Source organism: Bradyrhizobium sp., assembly GCF_027307225.1.
Lineage (GTDB): Bacteria > Pseudomonadota > Alphaproteobacteria > Rhizobiales > Xanthobacteraceae > Bradyrhizobium.
Map to the genome: position 1 here is coordinate 30,642 of NZ_DAHUXJ010000066.1, position 16,291 is coordinate 46,932.

Genomic DNA, 16,291 nt, shown 5'->3' on the forward strand with positions numbered 1-16,291 from the left:
AGTTTCACCGTCCGGCGGCGTAGCCCTGCATGCCGCGGGCGTTGGCGGCGGCACGGCGTCGTCGTCCGATTTTCGAGGCGGCCGTCAGGCGGCCCTCCGACCAGTCCGGACCGATCTCCACGGTGTGTCCACGTTCGCGCAGGTTATCGATCGCGGCCTTGGGCACCCGGTTTTCGACCACCATCACGCCGGGGCGCGAGGTACGCGGCCAGAACGAGATCGGGAAATGCTCGGAGTGCCAGGCCGGTGCGTCGATCGCCTCCTGCAAGTTCATCCTGGCGTGGACATGCCGCAGGAAGAATTGCGTGATCCACTGGTCCTGCTGATCGCCGCCAGGCGAACCCCACGACAAATACGGCTCGCCGTCGCGCAGCGCCATGGTCGGCGAGAGCGTGGTGCGCGGGCGCTTACCAGGCGCGAGCGAAGCGGGGTGGCCTTCCTCGAGCCAGAACATCTGCGCGCGGCTGCCGAGGCAGAACCCGAGTTCGGGAATGACCGGCGAGGACTGCAACCAGCCGCCGGAAGGCGTGGCCGAGATCATGTTGCCGGCCTTATCGATGATATCGAAATGGACGGTGTCGCCGTTCACTTCGCCCATCCGTCCCACGGTGGGCTCGCCTGCGCCCATCGCGCCGACGGCCTCGCGGCTTCCTTCCTGACGGCGCAGCTTCACCACGCCGCCAAAACCTTCGACCGAACCCGGGATGAAATCGAGCGAGGCCCTGTCCGAGATCAGCTTGCGGCGCTGGTCATTGTAGGGATCAGACAAGAGTGTCCCGATCGGAACTTTGGTGAACTCCGGATCGCCGTAGAATTTTTCGCGGTCGGCATAGGCGAGCTTGGCACATTCGATCTGGATATGGATGAACTCAGGTCCCGCAGGGTCGAGCCCGTCGAACTGAAAACCCTTGAGCAGCGCGAGTTGCTGCAGCATCACCGGGCCCTGGCTCCAGACGCCGGCCTTGCAGACGGTGTAGTTGCGGTAATCATAGGTCAGAGGTGCTTCGACAGTCGGCTGCCAGCGTGCCATGTCGTCGGCCGAGAGCACGCCGCGATGCGGCGATCCGCTCACATCCATCACTTCCTGGGTGCGGCAGAACTTGTCGATCGCTTCCGCCACAAAGCCTTTCGACCACGCGCTTCGGGCGGCCTCGATTTGCGCCTCGCGGTTGCCGCCGGCGCTTTCGGCTTCTTTCAGGATGCGCGTATAGGTTTCGGCCAGCCTGGCGTTGGTGAACAGCGCGCCGGGCTTCGGCACTTCGTTGTTCGGCAGGTAGACGGCCGCCGACGTATGCCAGTATTTCCGGAACAACTGCTCGACGATCTTGATGGTCGCGGCCGCGCGTTCCAGGAACGGATAGCCGTCGCGGGCGTAGGCAATCGCCGGTTCCAGCACGTCGCGCAGCTCCATGGTGCCGTAATCCCGCAACAGCAGCATCCAGGATTCGAACGTGCCGGGAATGCAGGCCGCAAGGAGCCCGGTGCCGGGCACCATCTCGAGGCCGTCGCTCCGGTAATGCGCGATGGTGGCGCGGGCTGGCGCCGGACCCTGGCCGCAAATCACCTCAGTTCGGCCGCGCTTGACGTCATGCACGATGATCGGCACGTCGCCGCCAGGGCCGTTCAGATGCGGCTCGACTACCTGAAGAGTGAAGGCGGTGGCGACGCCGGCGTCGAAAGCGTTGCCGCCCTTTTCCAGGATACCCATGCCCACCGCCGTTGCGATCCAGTGGGTCGAGGTCACCACCCCAAACATGCCATCGATCTCGGGGCGGGTGGTGAAGGGATTGGGATTGATGTGGCTCATCGTGATTTTTTACGTTTCTTGGATTGACGGGGTCCGCAATTGACCACAGCCAGGGCGCTCTGCCAACTGGTGGTCCGATTCTAACATTCGCATCCCTTCTCAGCGGACACTTTTGCGAATGTTAGAATCAAAGGACCACCAGCAAATATAAGTTTCTAGTGGAGTTTTGGATTTGACATTCGCTTTACGAACGCTTGGCCGGATAGGTAGCGAATGTCAAATCCACTCCACTATCGTTCCTCAGCGGCCGATGTTGTGATCATACGCCGACGGCCGCTTCCGCACGGTTGTTAACCGCGTGGCAGGCCACTCCGTTGACCAGTAGCGGTGTCTCGCGGCGGCAAAGATCGAACGCCAGCGGGCAGCGTGGATTGAAGGAACACCCCAAGGGCGGATTGATCGGGTTCGGGATCTCGCCCTTCACCGGGATCCGCTGGCGGCCGGACATTGCCAGATCCGGCACCGCGCCGAGCAGCATTTTGGTGTAGGGCATTTTCGGCGCAGCGAATAATTCGCGGGACTCCGCAATCTCGACCACGCGGCCGAGATACATTACGCCGATGCGCGTTGCCATGTGCCGCACGACCGCGAGGTTGTGGCTGATAAAGAGATAAGTGAGGCCGAACTTGTCCTGCAGATCGCGCATCAGGTTGAGGATCTGCGCCTGAACCGAAACGTCGAGCGACGAGGTCGGCTCGTCGCAGACGATGAATTCGGATTCGGAAGCCAGCGCACGCGCAATCGCGATGCGCTGGCGCTGGCCACCGGAGAACTCGTGCGGATATTTCCAGCCGTCGTCGGTATGCAGGCCAACCAGGCCGAGCAACTCGCCGACGCGGCCGCGAACATCGGCTTCGCTCTGCATCAAACTAAAGGCGCGGATCGGCTCGGCGATGACGGCATCGACGCGAAGCCGCGGGTTGAGGCTCGCATAGGGGTCCTGGAAAATCATCTGGATGCGGCGGCGCAGTTGCTGTCTCGCTTGCACCTGGTGCGGCTCCGTCATCGAGACGCCATCGATGAGGACGTTGCCCGAGCTCGGCGGCAATAGCCCGACCACCATCCGTGCGACGGTGGTTTTTCCGGAACCGGATTCGCCGACCAGCGCAAAGGTCTCGCCTTTGGCGATATCGAAACTGATGTTGTCGACGGCTTTCAGGAATTCCAGCTGTCCGCCTTCGAGCAGGCGATTCAGCCACGGCTTCGAAACGTCGAAGACGCGGCGCAGGTTCTTCACCTCGACAAAGGGCTTTTCTGTCATGCCGCGCTTTCCTTCGCGGCGGCATCATGGAGATGGCAGGCGACCGCCTGCGAACCACAGGTGATCGGCTCGGGCCGCTCGCTGCGGCAGCGATCGAATGCAAAGGCACAACGCGGGTTGAACGGACAACCCGGCGGGATCGCAGACAGGCGCGGCATGCTGCCGGGAATCTGGACCAGGCGCGAGGCGTCACTTGCCAGTGTCGGGATCGCGCCCATCAGGCCTTTGGCGTATGGATGCAGCGGACTTTGCACGACATCGCGCACCGGGCCGATTTCGGCAATGCGGCCAGAATACATCACCGCGACGCGGTCGCAGGTCTCGGCGATCACGCCCATGTCGTGGGTAACGAGCATCACGGCGGTGCCGTGATCGCGCCCGAGCCGTTTGATCAAAGCGATGATTTGGGCCTGGACCGAAACGTCGAGAGCTGTGGTCGGCTCGTCAGCGATGATCAGTTCCGGCTCGGCACAGATCGCGAGCGCGATCACGACGCGCTGGCGCATGCCGCCGGAGAATTCATGCGGATAGGAATCGATACGCTTGTCGGGTGCGGGAATGCCGACTTCGACGAGCAGGTCGATGGCGCGCTTGCGTGCGGCCTGATCCGACAGCTCGGTGTGGGTGCGGATGGTCTCGGCCAGTTGATCGCCGATCCGGTAAAGCGGGTTGAGGCTTGTGAGCGGGTCCTGAAAGATCATCCCGATCCGTTTTCCCCGGATGCGGCGCATTTCTTCCGGCGGCAAGTCGTCGATCCGCGTGCCCGAAAGATGGATTTCGCCGCCGGCAATTCGGCCGGGCCGATCGATCAGGCCGATCACGGCAAGTCCTGTTACGGATTTGCCGGCGCCGGATTCGCCGACGACGCCCAACACCTCGCCCTTGGCGATATCAAACGAAATGCCGTCGATCGCGCGCAGCACTTGATGGCGGGTGGCAAACTCGACCCGCAGGTTGCGCACGGAAAGGACGGGTTCGCTCATCGGAGTTTCGGATTTAAGGCGTCGCGCAACCAGTCGCCAAGCAGGTTGACGGCGAGAACCAGTGCCGCGAGCGCGATGCCCGGGAAGGCCACGATCCACCATTCGCCGGCGAACAGATAGTTGTTGCCGATGCGGATCAAGGTGCCGAGCGACGGCATGGTGTCGGGCATGCCGGTGCCGAGAAACGACAAGGTGGCCTCGGTGATGATGGCGAGCGCGAGGTTGATCGTGGCAATCACCAGGATCGGGCCCATGGCATTGGGCAGGACATGCCGCAGCATGATGACGGGCGCGGGCAGGCCGATCAGCTGCGCGGCCGCGACGTAATCCTTGTTCTTTTCCACCATCACCGAGCCGCGCACGGTGCGCGCGTACTGTACCCAGAAACTCAGGCCGATCGCGAACACCAACACGGCAAGCATGCTCATGGCGTCCATGCGGTTGCCGAACAGTGACTTCGCGATACCATTGATCAGCAGCGCGATCAGGATGGCGGGGAAGGTGAGTTGGACGTCGGCGATGCGCATGATCACTGCGTCGATCGCGCCGCCGAAGTATCCGGCGATCAGGCCAAGCGCGATGCCGAGCACGCCCGAAAACACCACGCCCAGAATGCCGACGGCCAGCGAAATGCGTAGACCATAGAGGATGGCTGACAGGACATCGCGGCCCTGCTCGTCGGTGCCGAGCAGGAACGGGCTCTGGCCGTCCGCCATCCAGAGCGGTGCGACGCGTGAATTGATCAGTTGAAGCTGGCTGGGATCAAACGGATTCTGAACCGCGATGAGGGGCGCTGCGATCGCAAACAGAAAAAACAGCAGCGTCACCGCGGCAGCCAGCATCGTCAGCTTCGAGCGGCGAAAGGAATAAGAGATGTCGCTGTCGAGCACGCGGCGGACGAGGCCCGGCGCCGGCGGGTGTAATGCGGTTTTATGTGAGAGCGCGGCGTCGGACATTTCAGCTCTCTTACGCAGGGCGGCCGACGGTCGCGCGCAGACGCGGATCGACCACCGTGTAGAGCACGTCCACCGCGAGATTGATGGTGACGAAGATCAGCGACACCATCAGCAAATAGGCGGCCATGATCGGGATATCGACATTCTGCACGGCCTGCACGAACAGAAGGCCCATGCCGGGCCACTGGAAGACGGTTTCGGTGATGATCGCAAAGGCAATAACCGATCCAAATTGCAGGCCCGCTACTGTAATCACGGGGACGAGGGTGTTCTTCAGTGCGTGGCCGAAATGGATGGCGCGGGTAGTGAGCCCTCGCGCACGGGCAAAGCGGATGTAATCGGTGCGCAGCACTTCGAGCATTTCGGCGCGAACCAGCCGCATGATCAAGGTCATCTGGAACAGACCCAGCGTGATCGAGGGCATGATCAGCGCTTTAAGACCGGAAATCGTCAGAAGCCCCGTAGTCCACCAGCCCAACTTCACGACCTCGCCGCGGCCGAAGGAGGGCAGCCAACCCAGCGTCACGGAGAACAGATAGATCAGGAGGATACCGATCAGGAATGTCGGCAGCGAAATGCCGATCAGCGAGATCGCCTGGAATAGTTTGGCAAGCCAGGTATCGCATCGGAGCGCGGAATAAACGCCCATCAGGATGCCGAATATCAGCGCCAGGATCGTGGCGCAGGTGGCAAGCTCCAACGTCGCCGGCATGCGTTCCTTGAGGAGATCGGACACGGGCAGACGAAACTGATAGGAGACGCCGAACTTGAATTGCGCCGCATTGGCGAAATAGCGCAAGAATTGGACGGCGACGGGATCATCGAGCCCGAGCGATTTTCTGATCTCTGCCCGCTCCGCGGCCGAAGTGTCGATCGAGACGATCTGGCTCACGGGATCGCCGACGAAGCGGAACATCGAGAACGAGATGATCCCGACGGCGATCATGACCCCGATCGCCTGAATGGCCCGGCGAAGCGTGAAAGCGAGCATCTCTTCCTTTCACTTCTTCTCTGGAACACGTCTCTTGAGACTGGATCGAACATAGCAGGTCCCGGAAGATGAACTTCCGGGATCCTAAACCTCAAGATACTGCTATTCCTGCTTGGTGGCCCAGTAGAACAGCACCTGGTTGTCGGCACGCTGGGTGATCTTTACTTTTTTCGAAACGCCCCAGGCCAGCGACTGCTGGTGCAGCGGGATATAGCCGTAATCCTTGATCCCGATCTCGAACGCCTGCTTGATCATCTCGTCGCGCTTGGCGGTGTCGGTCTCGACCAGAATCCTGTTGGCGAGCGCATCGAGTTCCTTGTTGCAATAGCCGCCGAGATTGGCTTCGCCACGGCTGGGCTCCTTGGGATCGTGGCAGCCCATGATATCGTAGAGCACGTTGTGGGAATCCATCGAGGCCGGCGTCCAGCCGAGCAGATAGAACGAGGTCTGATAGCCACCGGGCTTCAGCACCTTGCCGAAATACTGCGCCTTCGGCTGCGCCAGCAGGTTCACCTTGACGCCGATGCGCGCGAGCATACCGACCACGGCCTGACAGATGTCGGCATCGTTGATGTAACGGTCGTTGGGACAGTCCATCGTCACTTCGAAGCCGTCCGGATAGCCGGCGTCCACCATCAGCTTCTTCGCGGCCGCCGGGTCGGCCTTGGGCCGGATGAAATCCTTCGACAGCAGGAACAGCTGCGGAGCGATCATCAGCGCCGATGGGGTCGAGAGGCCGCGCATCACGCGCGTCTTGATCAGGTCGACATCGATCGCCTTGTAGAAGGCTTCGCGGACGCGGATATCCTTGAACGGATTCTTGCCCTTGATGTTGGAGTAGAGCAGTTCGTTTCGCTCCTGGTCCATGCCGAGGAAGATGGTGCGCACTTCCGGTCCGGTCAGGACGGTCGCGTTGCCGCCCGCATTCACGCGGGCAATATCCTGCGTCGGCACCGGCTCGATCACGTCGACTTCGCCGGACAATAGCGCCGCGACGCGGGTCGAGGCGGAGGCGATCGGCGTGAAGATGATTTCCTTGATGTTGTGTTCGGGCTTGCCCCACCAGTTCGGATTGACCTTGAACACGGTCTTCACGCCCGGCTGATGGCTTTCGATGCTGAATGGGCCGGTACCGTTTTCGTGCAGCGATGCGTAGCTTGGCGTGGTTGCGGAAGCCGGCGTCGGGGCGACGGAATTGTTTTCCTCGCACCATTTCTTGTCCATGATGAACCAGCCGTCCCACTGCGAAATCAGAATGGGATTGGGCGCATCGAGTTTGACGTCGACCGTATAGTCGTCGACCTTGATGAACTTGGCGTCGGCCGGAACGTTGGTGAGGAAGTTCGAACCCTTGGCGCGGACGCGCTCGGCGGAAAAGATCACGTCATCTGCGGTGAAGGGATCGCCGTTGTGGAATTTGACGCCCTTGCGCAGGTGGAAACGCCAGTGGGTCGGATCGAGAACTTCCCAGCTTTCCGCCAGCGCCGGAACGATCTTCAGATTCTTGTCACGCGTAACCAGCCCCTCATAGACGTGGGCATGATGGGCGATGGTCGTGGTTTCCTTGAGTGTATAGGGATCGAGCGATTTAAGCTCGCCCTGGTTGGCGTACCGTATGGTCTGGCTTGAGGCCGGCAGCGCAGTAAGGGCGAGGATCGAAAGGGTGGCCGTTGCAAGCAAGATCTGACGTAACGGCATTGGTGAACGCGCTCCGCGGTGGTGTACAAGTTCGGCGATGCAACAAATGACAATCGATCCATGTTGCCAGAGTTTGGCCGCCGCGCAAAGGCGATTTCCTCTGGCTGCAATGGTGTGCGGGTATCAGGTCCTGCCTAAGTCTAGCGCTGGCGGTTTTGTGGAGCCCGCCAATTCAATGGGAGTGATGAATGGCGGAAGCAAAGGCCGACGTTCTTGTGCTGGGCGCAGGCATGGTGGGCGTCGGTGCGGCGCTGCACCTGCAAAAGCTCGGGAGCGACGTCATTCTGGTCGACCGGCACGAGCAGGCCGGCGAGGAGACCAGCTACGGCAATGCCGGGCTTATCGAGTGCGCCTCGGTGTTTCCGTACATGTTTCCGCGCGATTTCGGCCAGATCCTGCAATATGCGCTGAATCGTCTGCCGCAGGCGCGGTACCGCATTTCGGAATTGCCGGATTTCCTGCCCTGGATCATACGCTACTACCTGGCGTCTTCGCCAGCGCGGGTGAAGCACACCGCGATGGCCGTGCTGCCGCTGATCCAGAGAAGCCTCGTCGAGCACGAGGCGCTGATCGCGGAGGCCGGCGTTGGCGAACTGCTGCGCCGCAACGGCTGGCTCAAGCTGTTTCGTGTCGAGGCGAGCCTTGCGGCGGCGATGCGCGATGCCGAGCGCGCAAAGCAATATGGCGTTCCTACCGAAGTGCTCGATAGCAAATCGATCGCCGCGCGCGAGCCTCATCTGACCGGCGACTTTGCCGGGGCCATCCATTTTCCGACCCCGGGCTTCATTGCCGATCCCGGGGCGCTCGCGAAAGCCTATGCGGAGTTGTTCGTCCGCAAAGGCGGACGCTTTGTGGTCGCGGACGCGCGAACGCTGACGCAGGAAAGCGGCGGATGGCGCGTCAACGGGGCAGCCGCACGCGAGGTCGTCGTGGCGCTTGGCCCATGGTCCGACCAGATATTCGGCCCGCTCGGCTATTCGTTTCCGCTGGGCATCAAGCGCGGCTATCACCTGCACCTGAAACCGCGCGGCAACGCGGTGCTCAATCATCCGGTCCTGGATTCCGATCTCGGCTATTTGCTCGCGCCGATGAACCGGGGGATTCGACTGACGACGGGTGTGGAGTTTGCCCGGCGCGATGCGCCGCCAAGACCGACCCAGGTCGAGCAAGCGTTGCCGCGGGCACACGCGCTGTTCCCGTTGGGCGAGGCGGTTGACGCAAAGCCCTGGATGGGGTCACGGCCATGCCTGCCGGACATGCTGCCGGTGATCGGTAAGGCGCCGCGCCATGCGGGGCTCTGGTTCGATTTCGGTCATCAGCACCATGGGCTCACGCTCGGCCCCGTCGCGGGCCGTCTCCTGGCGGAAATGATGACGGGCGCGACGCCGTTCGCCGACCCCCGTCCATTTGCCGCCGACCGCTTTGGCTGATCACATCTTCCTTTCGCCTATCTGACGGCTTGCGTCCCGGCAGCCGTCGCGGTGATACTGGCATGACTGCACGGCGCTTTCGGATGTGATCACAGGAGCACCCATGAAGGTTAACGTCGAAATCGACTGCACGCCGCAGGAGGCGCGGCAGTTTTTCGGGCTTCCGGACGTACAGCCGATGCAGACGGCGGTGATGGAAAAGCTCCAGAACCAGATGCTCGACAATATCCAGAAGGTCTCGCCCGAGGCCTTGATGCAAAGCTGGCTCTCGTTTGACCCGAAATTCGCGGAGCGGTTCAGTGACCTGTTTGCCGCCATGACGGGCCTTGGCGGCACGCGAACGCCCGACAAGAAATGATGTCGCCCGACGGAGGCGAACGGCCGGCAAGGTCGCTTCGCGCGCCGGGCCTCGGTATGCTTCTCGCCGAGATGCGCGGCATCTTCGAGTTCAACGCCAGCCTGATGACCGCGCCGTTCCTGCTGCGTGCGCCGAGAGGGGACGGCCATCCGGTGCTGGCCTTGCCGGGCTTTCTCGCCGGCGATCTCTCGATGGCGCCGCTGCGCCGCTATCTGACCGAACTCGGATACGAAGCTCATGCCTGGCAGATGGGCCGAAACCTCGGCGGCATGACGCGCCTGCGTGCTGCCTTGCGCGATCGGCTTGCCGAGATCCACGCGAGTTCCGGCCGCAAGGTCTCTGTCGTCGGCTGGAGCCTGGGTGGCGTCTATGCGCGCGACCTTGCGCTCAGCGCACCCGAGATGGTGCGCTATGTGGTGACGCTGGGAAGCCCGTTTGCCAACGACGTACGGGCAACGAATGCGACCCGGCTCTATGAGGCGCTGTCGGGCGAGGTGGTCGGCGACGATCCCGAATTTCTTCAGGCGATCGGCGGTGACCTGCCTGTTCCGACGACCTCGATTTTTTCGCGCGCCGACGGTGTGGTCAACTGGCATACCTGTTTGCTGCGCCCCTCAGTCGCAGCCGAGAATGTCGAGGTCTATCTCGCGAGCCACGTCGGGCTTGGTGTCAACCCCGCGGTATTGTGGGCAGTAGCGGACCGTCTGGCCCAGCACGAAGGTCAATTCAGCCAATTTGACCGATCCGGACCCTTTGCCATTGCATATGCGCCGCGAGAGCGGGCACAATCCTGACTAGCGGCCCGGTTTAAGGGACTGTGCGCCACCCTAGGTGCAGCATAACTTTTCGCGGGAGGAGCCTATGAGTGACGCCAGGAAACTGTCGGCCATGGATGCGTCGTTTCTCTATCTGGAAACGCCGGAAATGCCGATGCATGTCGGCAGCATGGCGATCTTCCGGCTGCCGGAAGACTACAAGGGCGACTTCTTCGAAGACTTCAAGGCGATGATCGCCTCGCGCCTGCACGTCGCGCCGATCCTGAAAGCACGTCTGGAAAAAGCGCCGCTCGACATCGATCATCCGTCATGGGTCGAGGATGACCAGTTCGACATCGACCGCCACATCTTCCGCGGCAGCCTGCCGGCGCCGCACGACCGCGCGACGCTCGAGCGCATCGTCGGCTGGATGCACGCCAAGCTGCTCAACCGCGCGCGTCCGCTCTGGGAGTTCTATGTCTTCGAGGGCATGAAGGACAACGAGATCGGGCTCTATTCCAAGATGCACCATGCCTGCATCGACGGCGGAGCCGGAGCCGCGCTGACCAACATGATCTACGACGTGACACCGGTGCCGCGGAAAATCGAGCCGCCGACCGAGCGCGCGAAAGTTGGGCAGGAGCCGCGCGATATCGCGGCCAATCTTCTGGATTCCTATCAGCAGCTTTGGCGGGAGCCGTTCGGCGCTTCCGGTGCGGCAAAGGGCATTGAGCTGCCGCGCTCCGGCAAGAGCGACCTCGGCTCGATCCTGTTCGACAATGCGATGTTCCAGATCGAAAATGCGGTAAAGTTTGCCGGCAATGTTCCGACCCTGCTCAAAAGCGTGTCGGAAGTGGTCGGAAAGATCGCCGATCCCCGGTCGCGCGACAGCATTGCCAGCATGATGTCGCCGCCGACCATCCTCAACAAACAGATCTCGTCGGAGCGCAGCTTTGCCGGCGTCTCCATTCCGCTGTCCCGCGCCAAGGCGGTTGCGAAAGCGGCCGGCGGCAAGCTCAACGATGTCGTTCTGGCGATCTCGAGCAGCGTGGTCCGACGCTATCTCGTGGAGCGCGGCGCGTTACCGTCGAAATCGATGACGGCCGGTGTGCCGATTTCGCTGCGCGAGGAGGGCAATACCGACGCCAACAACCAGGTGTTCGGCATGATCTGCTCGATTGCAACCAACGTCGAGGATCCCAAAACGCGGCTTGAGACGATCATTGCACAATCCACCAAGTCAAAGGAGATGTCGCATCCGCTGCGTGCCTTGATGCCGCAGATCCAGAATGTCTCGATGCTGGGCGCGCCGATTTTCGTCCAGATTCTCTCGCTGCTCTATAGCCGCTCAAGTCTCTCCGACGTGCTGCCGCCGGCGGCCAATATCACGGTGTCGAACGTTCCCGGACCGCGCCAGACGCTTTATGCTGCGGGCGCTGAATTGCTGCACATCTTCCCGGTGTCGATATCGACCCATGGCCTCGCGCTGAACATCACCGTGCAAAGCTACCGCGATCAACTCGACTTCGGCTTTATCGCGGGAGCCAACATCATTCCGCATGTGCAGGTGCTGTGCGACATGGTGCCGGAGGAGTTTTCGGCGCTTGAGGCCGCCTTTGCGCCGCGGCCGGCCGATGTGAAGCCCGCGGCCGAGTAGGGACAAGCCATGATCGAAATGCCCCCGCTGCAATATGCGGACGTCAACGGGATTCGGATGGGCTTCTACGAAGCGGGTCCGAAAACCGATCGCCCGCCGATGATCCTGTGTCACGGCTGGCCGGAGATCGCGTTCTCCTGGCGTCATCAGATCAAGGCGCTAAGCGGGGCCGGCATTCGCGTGATCGCACCCGACCAGCGCGGCTATGGCGCGACCGACCGGCCGGAGCCCGTCGAGGCCTACGACATGGAGCATTTGACCGGCGACCTCGTCGGCTTGCTCGATCATCTGAAAATCGACAAGGCGATCTTCGTCGGCCACGACTGGGGCGGCTTTGTCGTCTGGCGGATGGCGTTGTCGCATCGCGACCGCGTTGCAGGTGTCGTAGGCGTCAACACGCCGCATTGGCCTCGCGCGCCGGCCGATCCGATCGAACTGATGCGCCATCGCTTCGGTGACAGCATGTATATTGTCCAGTTTCAGGACCCCGCGCGCGAGCCGGACCGAATATTCGGCAGCCGGGTGGAGCAAACCTTCGACGCCTTCATGCGCAAGCCGCTGCCACGCGGCGACGACGCGTCGACAGAACCGCCAACCGCGGGCATCGGGGCGTCGCCGAAACTCAATCTGGCGTTTCCGCAAATGATCGCGACCTACGACGCCAGATACGATCCGCGCACGCCGATCCTGTCTGCGGACGAAAAGAAGGTCTTTGTCGATACCTTCACCAGGACCGGCTTCACCGGCGGTATCAACTGGTATCGCAATTTCTCGCGCAACTGGCAACGCTCAGAAGGTCTCGATCACACGGTTCGGGTACCGTCGCTGATGATCATGGCCGAGAACGATGCGGTGCTGCCGCCGTCAGCGACCGACGGCATGGAGAAAGTCGTGCCTGACCTGGAGAAGTATCTGGTGCGCGGTAGCGGGCACTGGACGCAACAGGAAAAGCCGCAGGAGGTCAGCGCCAAGCTGATCGAATGGCGACGGAAGCGGTTTGGTTGACGACGCAGTCGTCATTCCGGAGCGATGCGGAGCATCGAATCCGGAATCTCGAGATTCCGAGTCTGGTCCTTCGGACCATCCCGGAATGACCGAGCAAGGAAAGGCAATTTCAAGATGGCGTCGAAGAACAGGCTGAGCCCGATCCCGCACCCGCCGACCAAGCCGGTGGTCGGCAACATGCTGTCGCTGGATTCGACCGCGCCGGTGCAAAATCTGGCGCGGCTCACCAAGGAGTTGGGACCGATCTTCTGGCTCGACATGATGGGTGCGCCGATCGTCATCGTCTCCGGGCATGACCTGGTTGATGAGCTCAGCGACGAGAAGCGGTTCGACAAGGCGGTGCGCGGGCCGCTCCGGCGCGTCCGCGCGATTGCTGGCGACGGACTTTTCACCGCGGACACCACGGAGCCGAACTGGACCAAGGCGCACAACATCCTGCTGCAGCCGTTCGGCAACCGCGCCATGCAGTCTTATCACCCGAGCATGGTCGATATCGCCGAGCAGCTCGTGAAAAAATGGCAGCGGCTCAACGCCGACGACGAGATCGACGTTGTCCACGACATGACCGCACTGACACTCGACACCATCGGTCTTTGCGGGTTCGACTACCGCTTCAATTCGTTCTACCGCCGCGACTACCATCCGTTTGTCGAGTCGCTGGTGCGCTCGCTCGAAACCATCATGATGATCCGCGGGCTACCGCTGGAAAACTTGTGGATGCAGAAGCGGCGGCGCGATCTCTCCAGCGACGTCGACTTCATGAACAAGATGGTGGACGAGATCGTTGCCGAGCGCCGGCAGAACACGGCGGCTGCCGACGACAAGAAGGACATGCTTGCGGCGATGATGACCGGCGTCGACCGCGTCACCGGCACGCAACTCGACGACGTCAACATCCGCTACCAGATCAATACGTTTCTGATTGCGGGTCACGAGACCACGAGCGGGTTGTTGTCCTGCACGATCTACGCGCTGCTGAAACACCCGGAGGTGCTGAAGAAGGCCTATGAAGAGGTCGATCGGGTGCTAGGGCCCGATATCAGTGCAAAACCCACCTATCAGCAGGTGCGACAGCTCACCTATATCACGCAGATTCTGAAAGAAGCCTTGCGGATGTGGCCGCCGGCGCCGGCCTATGGCATTTCGCCGCTGAATGACGAGGTGATCGGCGGCAAATACAGGCTCAAGAAGAACACCTTCATCACGGTGCTGGTGTTGGCGCTGCATCGCGATCCCTCGGTCTGGGGGCCTAATCCGGATGTGTTCAATCCGGAGAATTTTTCGCGCGAGGCGGAAGCCGCGCGCCCCGCCAACGCATGGAAGCCATTCGGTAACGGCCAGCGGGCCTGTATCGGCCGCGGTTTTGCGATGCATGAGGCGGCACTGGCGATCGGCATGATCCTGCAACGCTTCAAGCTTATCGATGTGCATCGCTACCAGATGCATCTGAAGGAAACGCTAACCATCAAGCCGGACGGTTTCAAGATCAAGGTGCGCCCGCGAACCGATCAGGAGCGGAGCAATTTTGCCGAAGCTGCCGCCGCGACACCGGCGGCGAACACGGCTGGGCAGCGCGCACGGACGCGCCCCGGCCACAACACGCCACTGCTCGTGCTTTATGGGTCGAATCTCGGCACTGCCGAAGAACTCGCCACGCGCGTCGCGGATCTGGCCGAGATCAACGGATTCGCGACCACGCTCGCTCCGCTCGACGATTATGTCGGTAAATTGCCGACGCAAGGCGGCGCTCTGATTTTCTGCGCGTCGTATAATGGCGCGCCGCCGGACAACGCCACCCAATTCGTTCAATGGCTCGGCGGCGAGTTGCCAAAGGACGCATTTGCCAAGTTGCGCTATGCCGTATTCGGTTGCGGCAATAGCGATTGGGCCGCGACCTATCAGTCGATTCCGCGGCGCATCGACGAGCGGCTGGCCGCCCATGGTGGCAAAAGCGTGTACTCGCGTGGCGAGGGAGATGCCCGCAGCGACCTCGACGGACAGTTCGAGCAATGGTTTGCGAAAGCCGCGCCCCAGGCGGTGAAAGAGTTCGGTGTCGACTCCAGCTTCACCCGCACCGCCGATGACGATCCGCTTTATGCGATCGAGCCTGTCGCGGCCGCTGCCATCAATACCATCGTCACACAGGGCGGCGCGGTGCCGATGAAGGTGCTGGCGAACGACGAATTGCAAAACAAATCGGGTGCCAACCTTTCGGAGCGGTCGACCCGTCATACCGAGGTGCAGTTGCCGTCCGGCGCCGCCTATCGCGTCGGCGATCATTTGAGCGTCGTGCCGCGCAACGATCCGACGCTGGTCGATGCGGTTGCGCGCCGCTTCGGCTTCCAGCCGGCCGATCAGATCCGCCTGCAAGTCGCGGAAGGCCGCCGTGCGCAGTTGCCGATCGGCGATGCGATATCGGTGGGCCGGCTGCTGACGGAATTCGTCGAATTGCAGCAGGTCGCGACCCGCAAGCAAATCCAGACCATGTCCGAACACACGCGTTGTCCCGTCACCAAGCCGAAACTTGCGGCTTTCGCAGCCGATGATGAGACTTCCGCCCAACGCTACCGGGTCGAGGTGCTCGACAAGCGAAAATCCCTGTTTGACTTGCTTGAGGAATATCCGGCCTGCGAACTGCCGTTTCACATCTACCTTGAAATGCTTTCGCTGCTGGCGCCGCGCTATTACTCGATCTCGTCGTCGCCTTCGACCGATCCCACGCGTTGCAGTGTGACCGTCGGCGTGGTGGAGGCGCCCGCAAGCTCCGGACGCGGGATCTACAAGGGGGTCTGCTCAAATTATCTGGCGCGGCGGCGCACCGGCGACACGATCCATGCGACGTTGCGCGAAACCAAGGCGGGCTTTCGCCTGCCGGCCGATTCGAGCGTGCCCGTCATCATGATCGGTCCCGGCACGGGACTGGCGCCGTTCCGCGGGTTTTTGCAAGAGCGCGCCGCACTAAAGGCGAAGGGCGCTGCGCTCGGTCCCGCCATGCTGTTCTTTGGCTGCCGCCATCCGGAGCAGGATTTTCTTTATGCCGACGAGTTGAAGGGCTTTGAGGCCGACGGCATTACCGAACTCTACACCGCTTTCTCACGCGGCGACGGCCCCAAGACCTATGTGCAAAACCTGATCGCGGCCGAGAAGGATCGCGTCTGGGTGCTGATCGAGAAGGGCGCGATCGTCTATGTCTGCGGCGACGGCAGCAAGATGGAGCCAGACGTCAAGGCGACGCTGATGTCGATCTATCGCGACAAGAGCGGCACCGACCCGAATGCCGCGGCGCGCTGGATCGACGATCTCGGCACGAAGAATCGTTACGTGCTCGACGTCTGGGCGGGCGGCTGACGCGCTAGTGTGGCGGTTCAGAAGTCCGCATTAATTGTGCCG

Annotated in this window: 12 protein-coding genes; 6 read left to right on the top strand and 6 right to left on the bottom strand. The window is 61.9% G+C overall.

The annotated features are described in order from the left end of the window. Positions 1–4: 4 nt before the first annotated feature. The 6 genes from M6D32_RS11215 to M6D32_RS11240 form a co-directional block, all read right to left on the bottom strand. Entirely contained in the window at positions 5–1,807 is a 1,803-nt protein-coding gene (locus M6D32_RS11215; protein ID WP_298255978.1) for a gamma-glutamyltransferase family protein, read from the bottom strand. A gap of 259 nt (positions 1,808–2,066) precedes the next feature. Further along, complete coding sequence (locus tag M6D32_RS11220; protein ID WP_298255980.1) at positions 2,067–3,068, bottom strand: oligopeptide/dipeptide ABC transporter ATP-binding protein; 1,002 nt, start codon at positions 3,066–3,068, stop codon at positions 2,067–2,069. Next, positions 3,065–4,051, bottom strand: coding sequence for an ABC transporter ATP-binding protein (locus M6D32_RS11225; RefSeq protein ID WP_298255982.1), 987 nt, complete (start codon positions 4,049–4,051; stop codon positions 3,065–3,067). The genes M6D32_RS11220 and M6D32_RS11225 overlap by 4 nt, the downstream gene beginning before the upstream one ends. Next, the gene (locus M6D32_RS11230; RefSeq protein ID WP_298255984.1) at positions 4,048–5,007 is read right to left on the bottom strand and encodes an ABC transporter permease; all 960 of its coding nucleotides are present in this window, start codon (positions 5,005–5,007) and stop codon (positions 4,048–4,050) included. Before M6D32_RS11230 ends, M6D32_RS11225 begins: the two co-directional genes overlap by 4 nt. A gap of 10 nt (positions 5,008–5,017) precedes the next feature. Further along, positions 5,018–5,998 (bottom strand): ABC transporter permease, encoded by a 981-nt coding sequence (locus tag M6D32_RS11235; RefSeq protein ID WP_298255986.1) that lies wholly within the window; start codon positions 5,996–5,998, stop codon positions 5,018–5,020. A gap of 102 nt (positions 5,999–6,100) precedes the next feature. Beyond that, the gene (locus M6D32_RS11240) at positions 6,101–7,696 is read right to left on the bottom strand and encodes an ABC transporter substrate-binding protein (protein ID WP_298255988.1); all 1,596 of its coding nucleotides are present in this window, start codon (positions 7,694–7,696) and stop codon (positions 6,101–6,103) included. 188 nt (positions 7,697–7,884) lie between these two features. Here M6D32_RS11240 and M6D32_RS11245 point away from each other — a divergent pair, with 188 nt between their 5' ends. The 6 genes from M6D32_RS11245 to M6D32_RS11270 all read left to right on the top strand — a co-directional run bounded on the left by M6D32_RS11245 (position 7,885) and on the right by M6D32_RS11270 (position 16,249). After that, entirely contained in the window at positions 7,885–9,126 is a 1,242-nt protein-coding gene (locus M6D32_RS11245; protein ID WP_298255990.1) for an FAD-dependent oxidoreductase, read from the top strand. Positions 9,127–9,229: 103 nt separating this feature from the next. Next, entirely contained in the window at positions 9,230–9,484 is a 255-nt protein-coding gene (locus M6D32_RS11250; RefSeq protein WP_298255992.1) for a DUF6489 family protein, read from the top strand. Then, positions 9,481–10,278 (top strand): alpha/beta hydrolase, encoded by a 798-nt coding sequence (locus tag M6D32_RS11255; RefSeq protein WP_298255994.1) that lies wholly within the window; start codon positions 9,481–9,483, stop codon positions 10,276–10,278. The genes M6D32_RS11250 and M6D32_RS11255 overlap by 4 nt, the downstream gene beginning before the upstream one ends. A gap of 67 nt (positions 10,279–10,345) precedes the next feature. Then, positions 10,346–11,896, top strand: coding sequence for a wax ester/triacylglycerol synthase family O-acyltransferase (locus tag M6D32_RS11260; RefSeq protein ID WP_298255996.1), 1,551 nt, complete (start codon positions 10,346–10,348; stop codon positions 11,894–11,896). Between the two features lie 9 nt (positions 11,897–11,905). Then, entirely contained in the window at positions 11,906–12,901 is a 996-nt protein-coding gene (locus tag M6D32_RS11265) for an alpha/beta hydrolase (RefSeq protein WP_298255998.1), read from the top strand. Between the two features lie 114 nt (positions 12,902–13,015). Further along, positions 13,016–16,249 carry a cytochrome P450 gene (locus tag M6D32_RS11270; protein ID WP_298256000.1) on the top strand — a complete coding sequence of 1,078 codons (3,234 nt, stop codon included), beginning with the start codon at positions 13,016–13,018 and terminating at the stop codon, positions 16,247–16,249. The last annotated feature ends 42 nt before the right edge of the window (positions 16,250–16,291 follow it).

Coding starts and splice junctions, on each gene's coding strand:
- M6D32_RS11215 (WP_298255978.1), bottom strand. CDS start 1,807: ATGAGCCACATCAATCCCAATCCCTTCACCACCCGCCCCGAGATCGAT.
- M6D32_RS11220 (WP_298255980.1), bottom strand. CDS start 3,068: ATGACAGAAAAGCCCTTTGTCGAGGTGAAGAACCTGCGCCGCGTCTTC.
- M6D32_RS11225 (WP_298255982.1), bottom strand. CDS start 4,051: ATGAGCGAACCCGTCCTTTCCGTGCGCAACCTGCGGGTCGAGTTTGCC.
- M6D32_RS11230 (WP_298255984.1), bottom strand. CDS start 5,007: ATGTCCGACGCCGCGCTCTCACATAAAACCGCATTACACCCGCCGGCG.
- M6D32_RS11235 (WP_298255986.1), bottom strand. CDS start 5,998: ATGCTCGCTTTCACGCTTCGCCGGGCCATTCAGGCGATCGGGGTCATG.
- M6D32_RS11240 (WP_298255988.1), bottom strand. CDS start 7,696: ATGCCGTTACGTCAGATCTTGCTTGCAACGGCCACCCTTTCGATCCTC.
- M6D32_RS11245 (WP_298255990.1), top strand. CDS start 7,885: ATGGCGGAAGCAAAGGCCGACGTTCTTGTGCTGGGCGCAGGCATGGTG.
- M6D32_RS11250 (WP_298255992.1), top strand. CDS start 9,230: ATGAAGGTTAACGTCGAAATCGACTGCACGCCGCAGGAGGCGCGGCAG.
- M6D32_RS11255 (WP_298255994.1), top strand. CDS start 9,481: ATGATGTCGCCCGACGGAGGCGAACGGCCGGCAAGGTCGCTTCGCGCG.
- M6D32_RS11260 (WP_298255996.1), top strand. CDS start 10,346: ATGAGTGACGCCAGGAAACTGTCGGCCATGGATGCGTCGTTTCTCTAT.
- M6D32_RS11265 (WP_298255998.1), top strand. CDS start 11,906: ATGATCGAAATGCCCCCGCTGCAATATGCGGACGTCAACGGGATTCGG.
- M6D32_RS11270 (WP_298256000.1), top strand. CDS start 13,016: ATGGCGTCGAAGAACAGGCTGAGCCCGATCCCGCACCCGCCGACCAAG.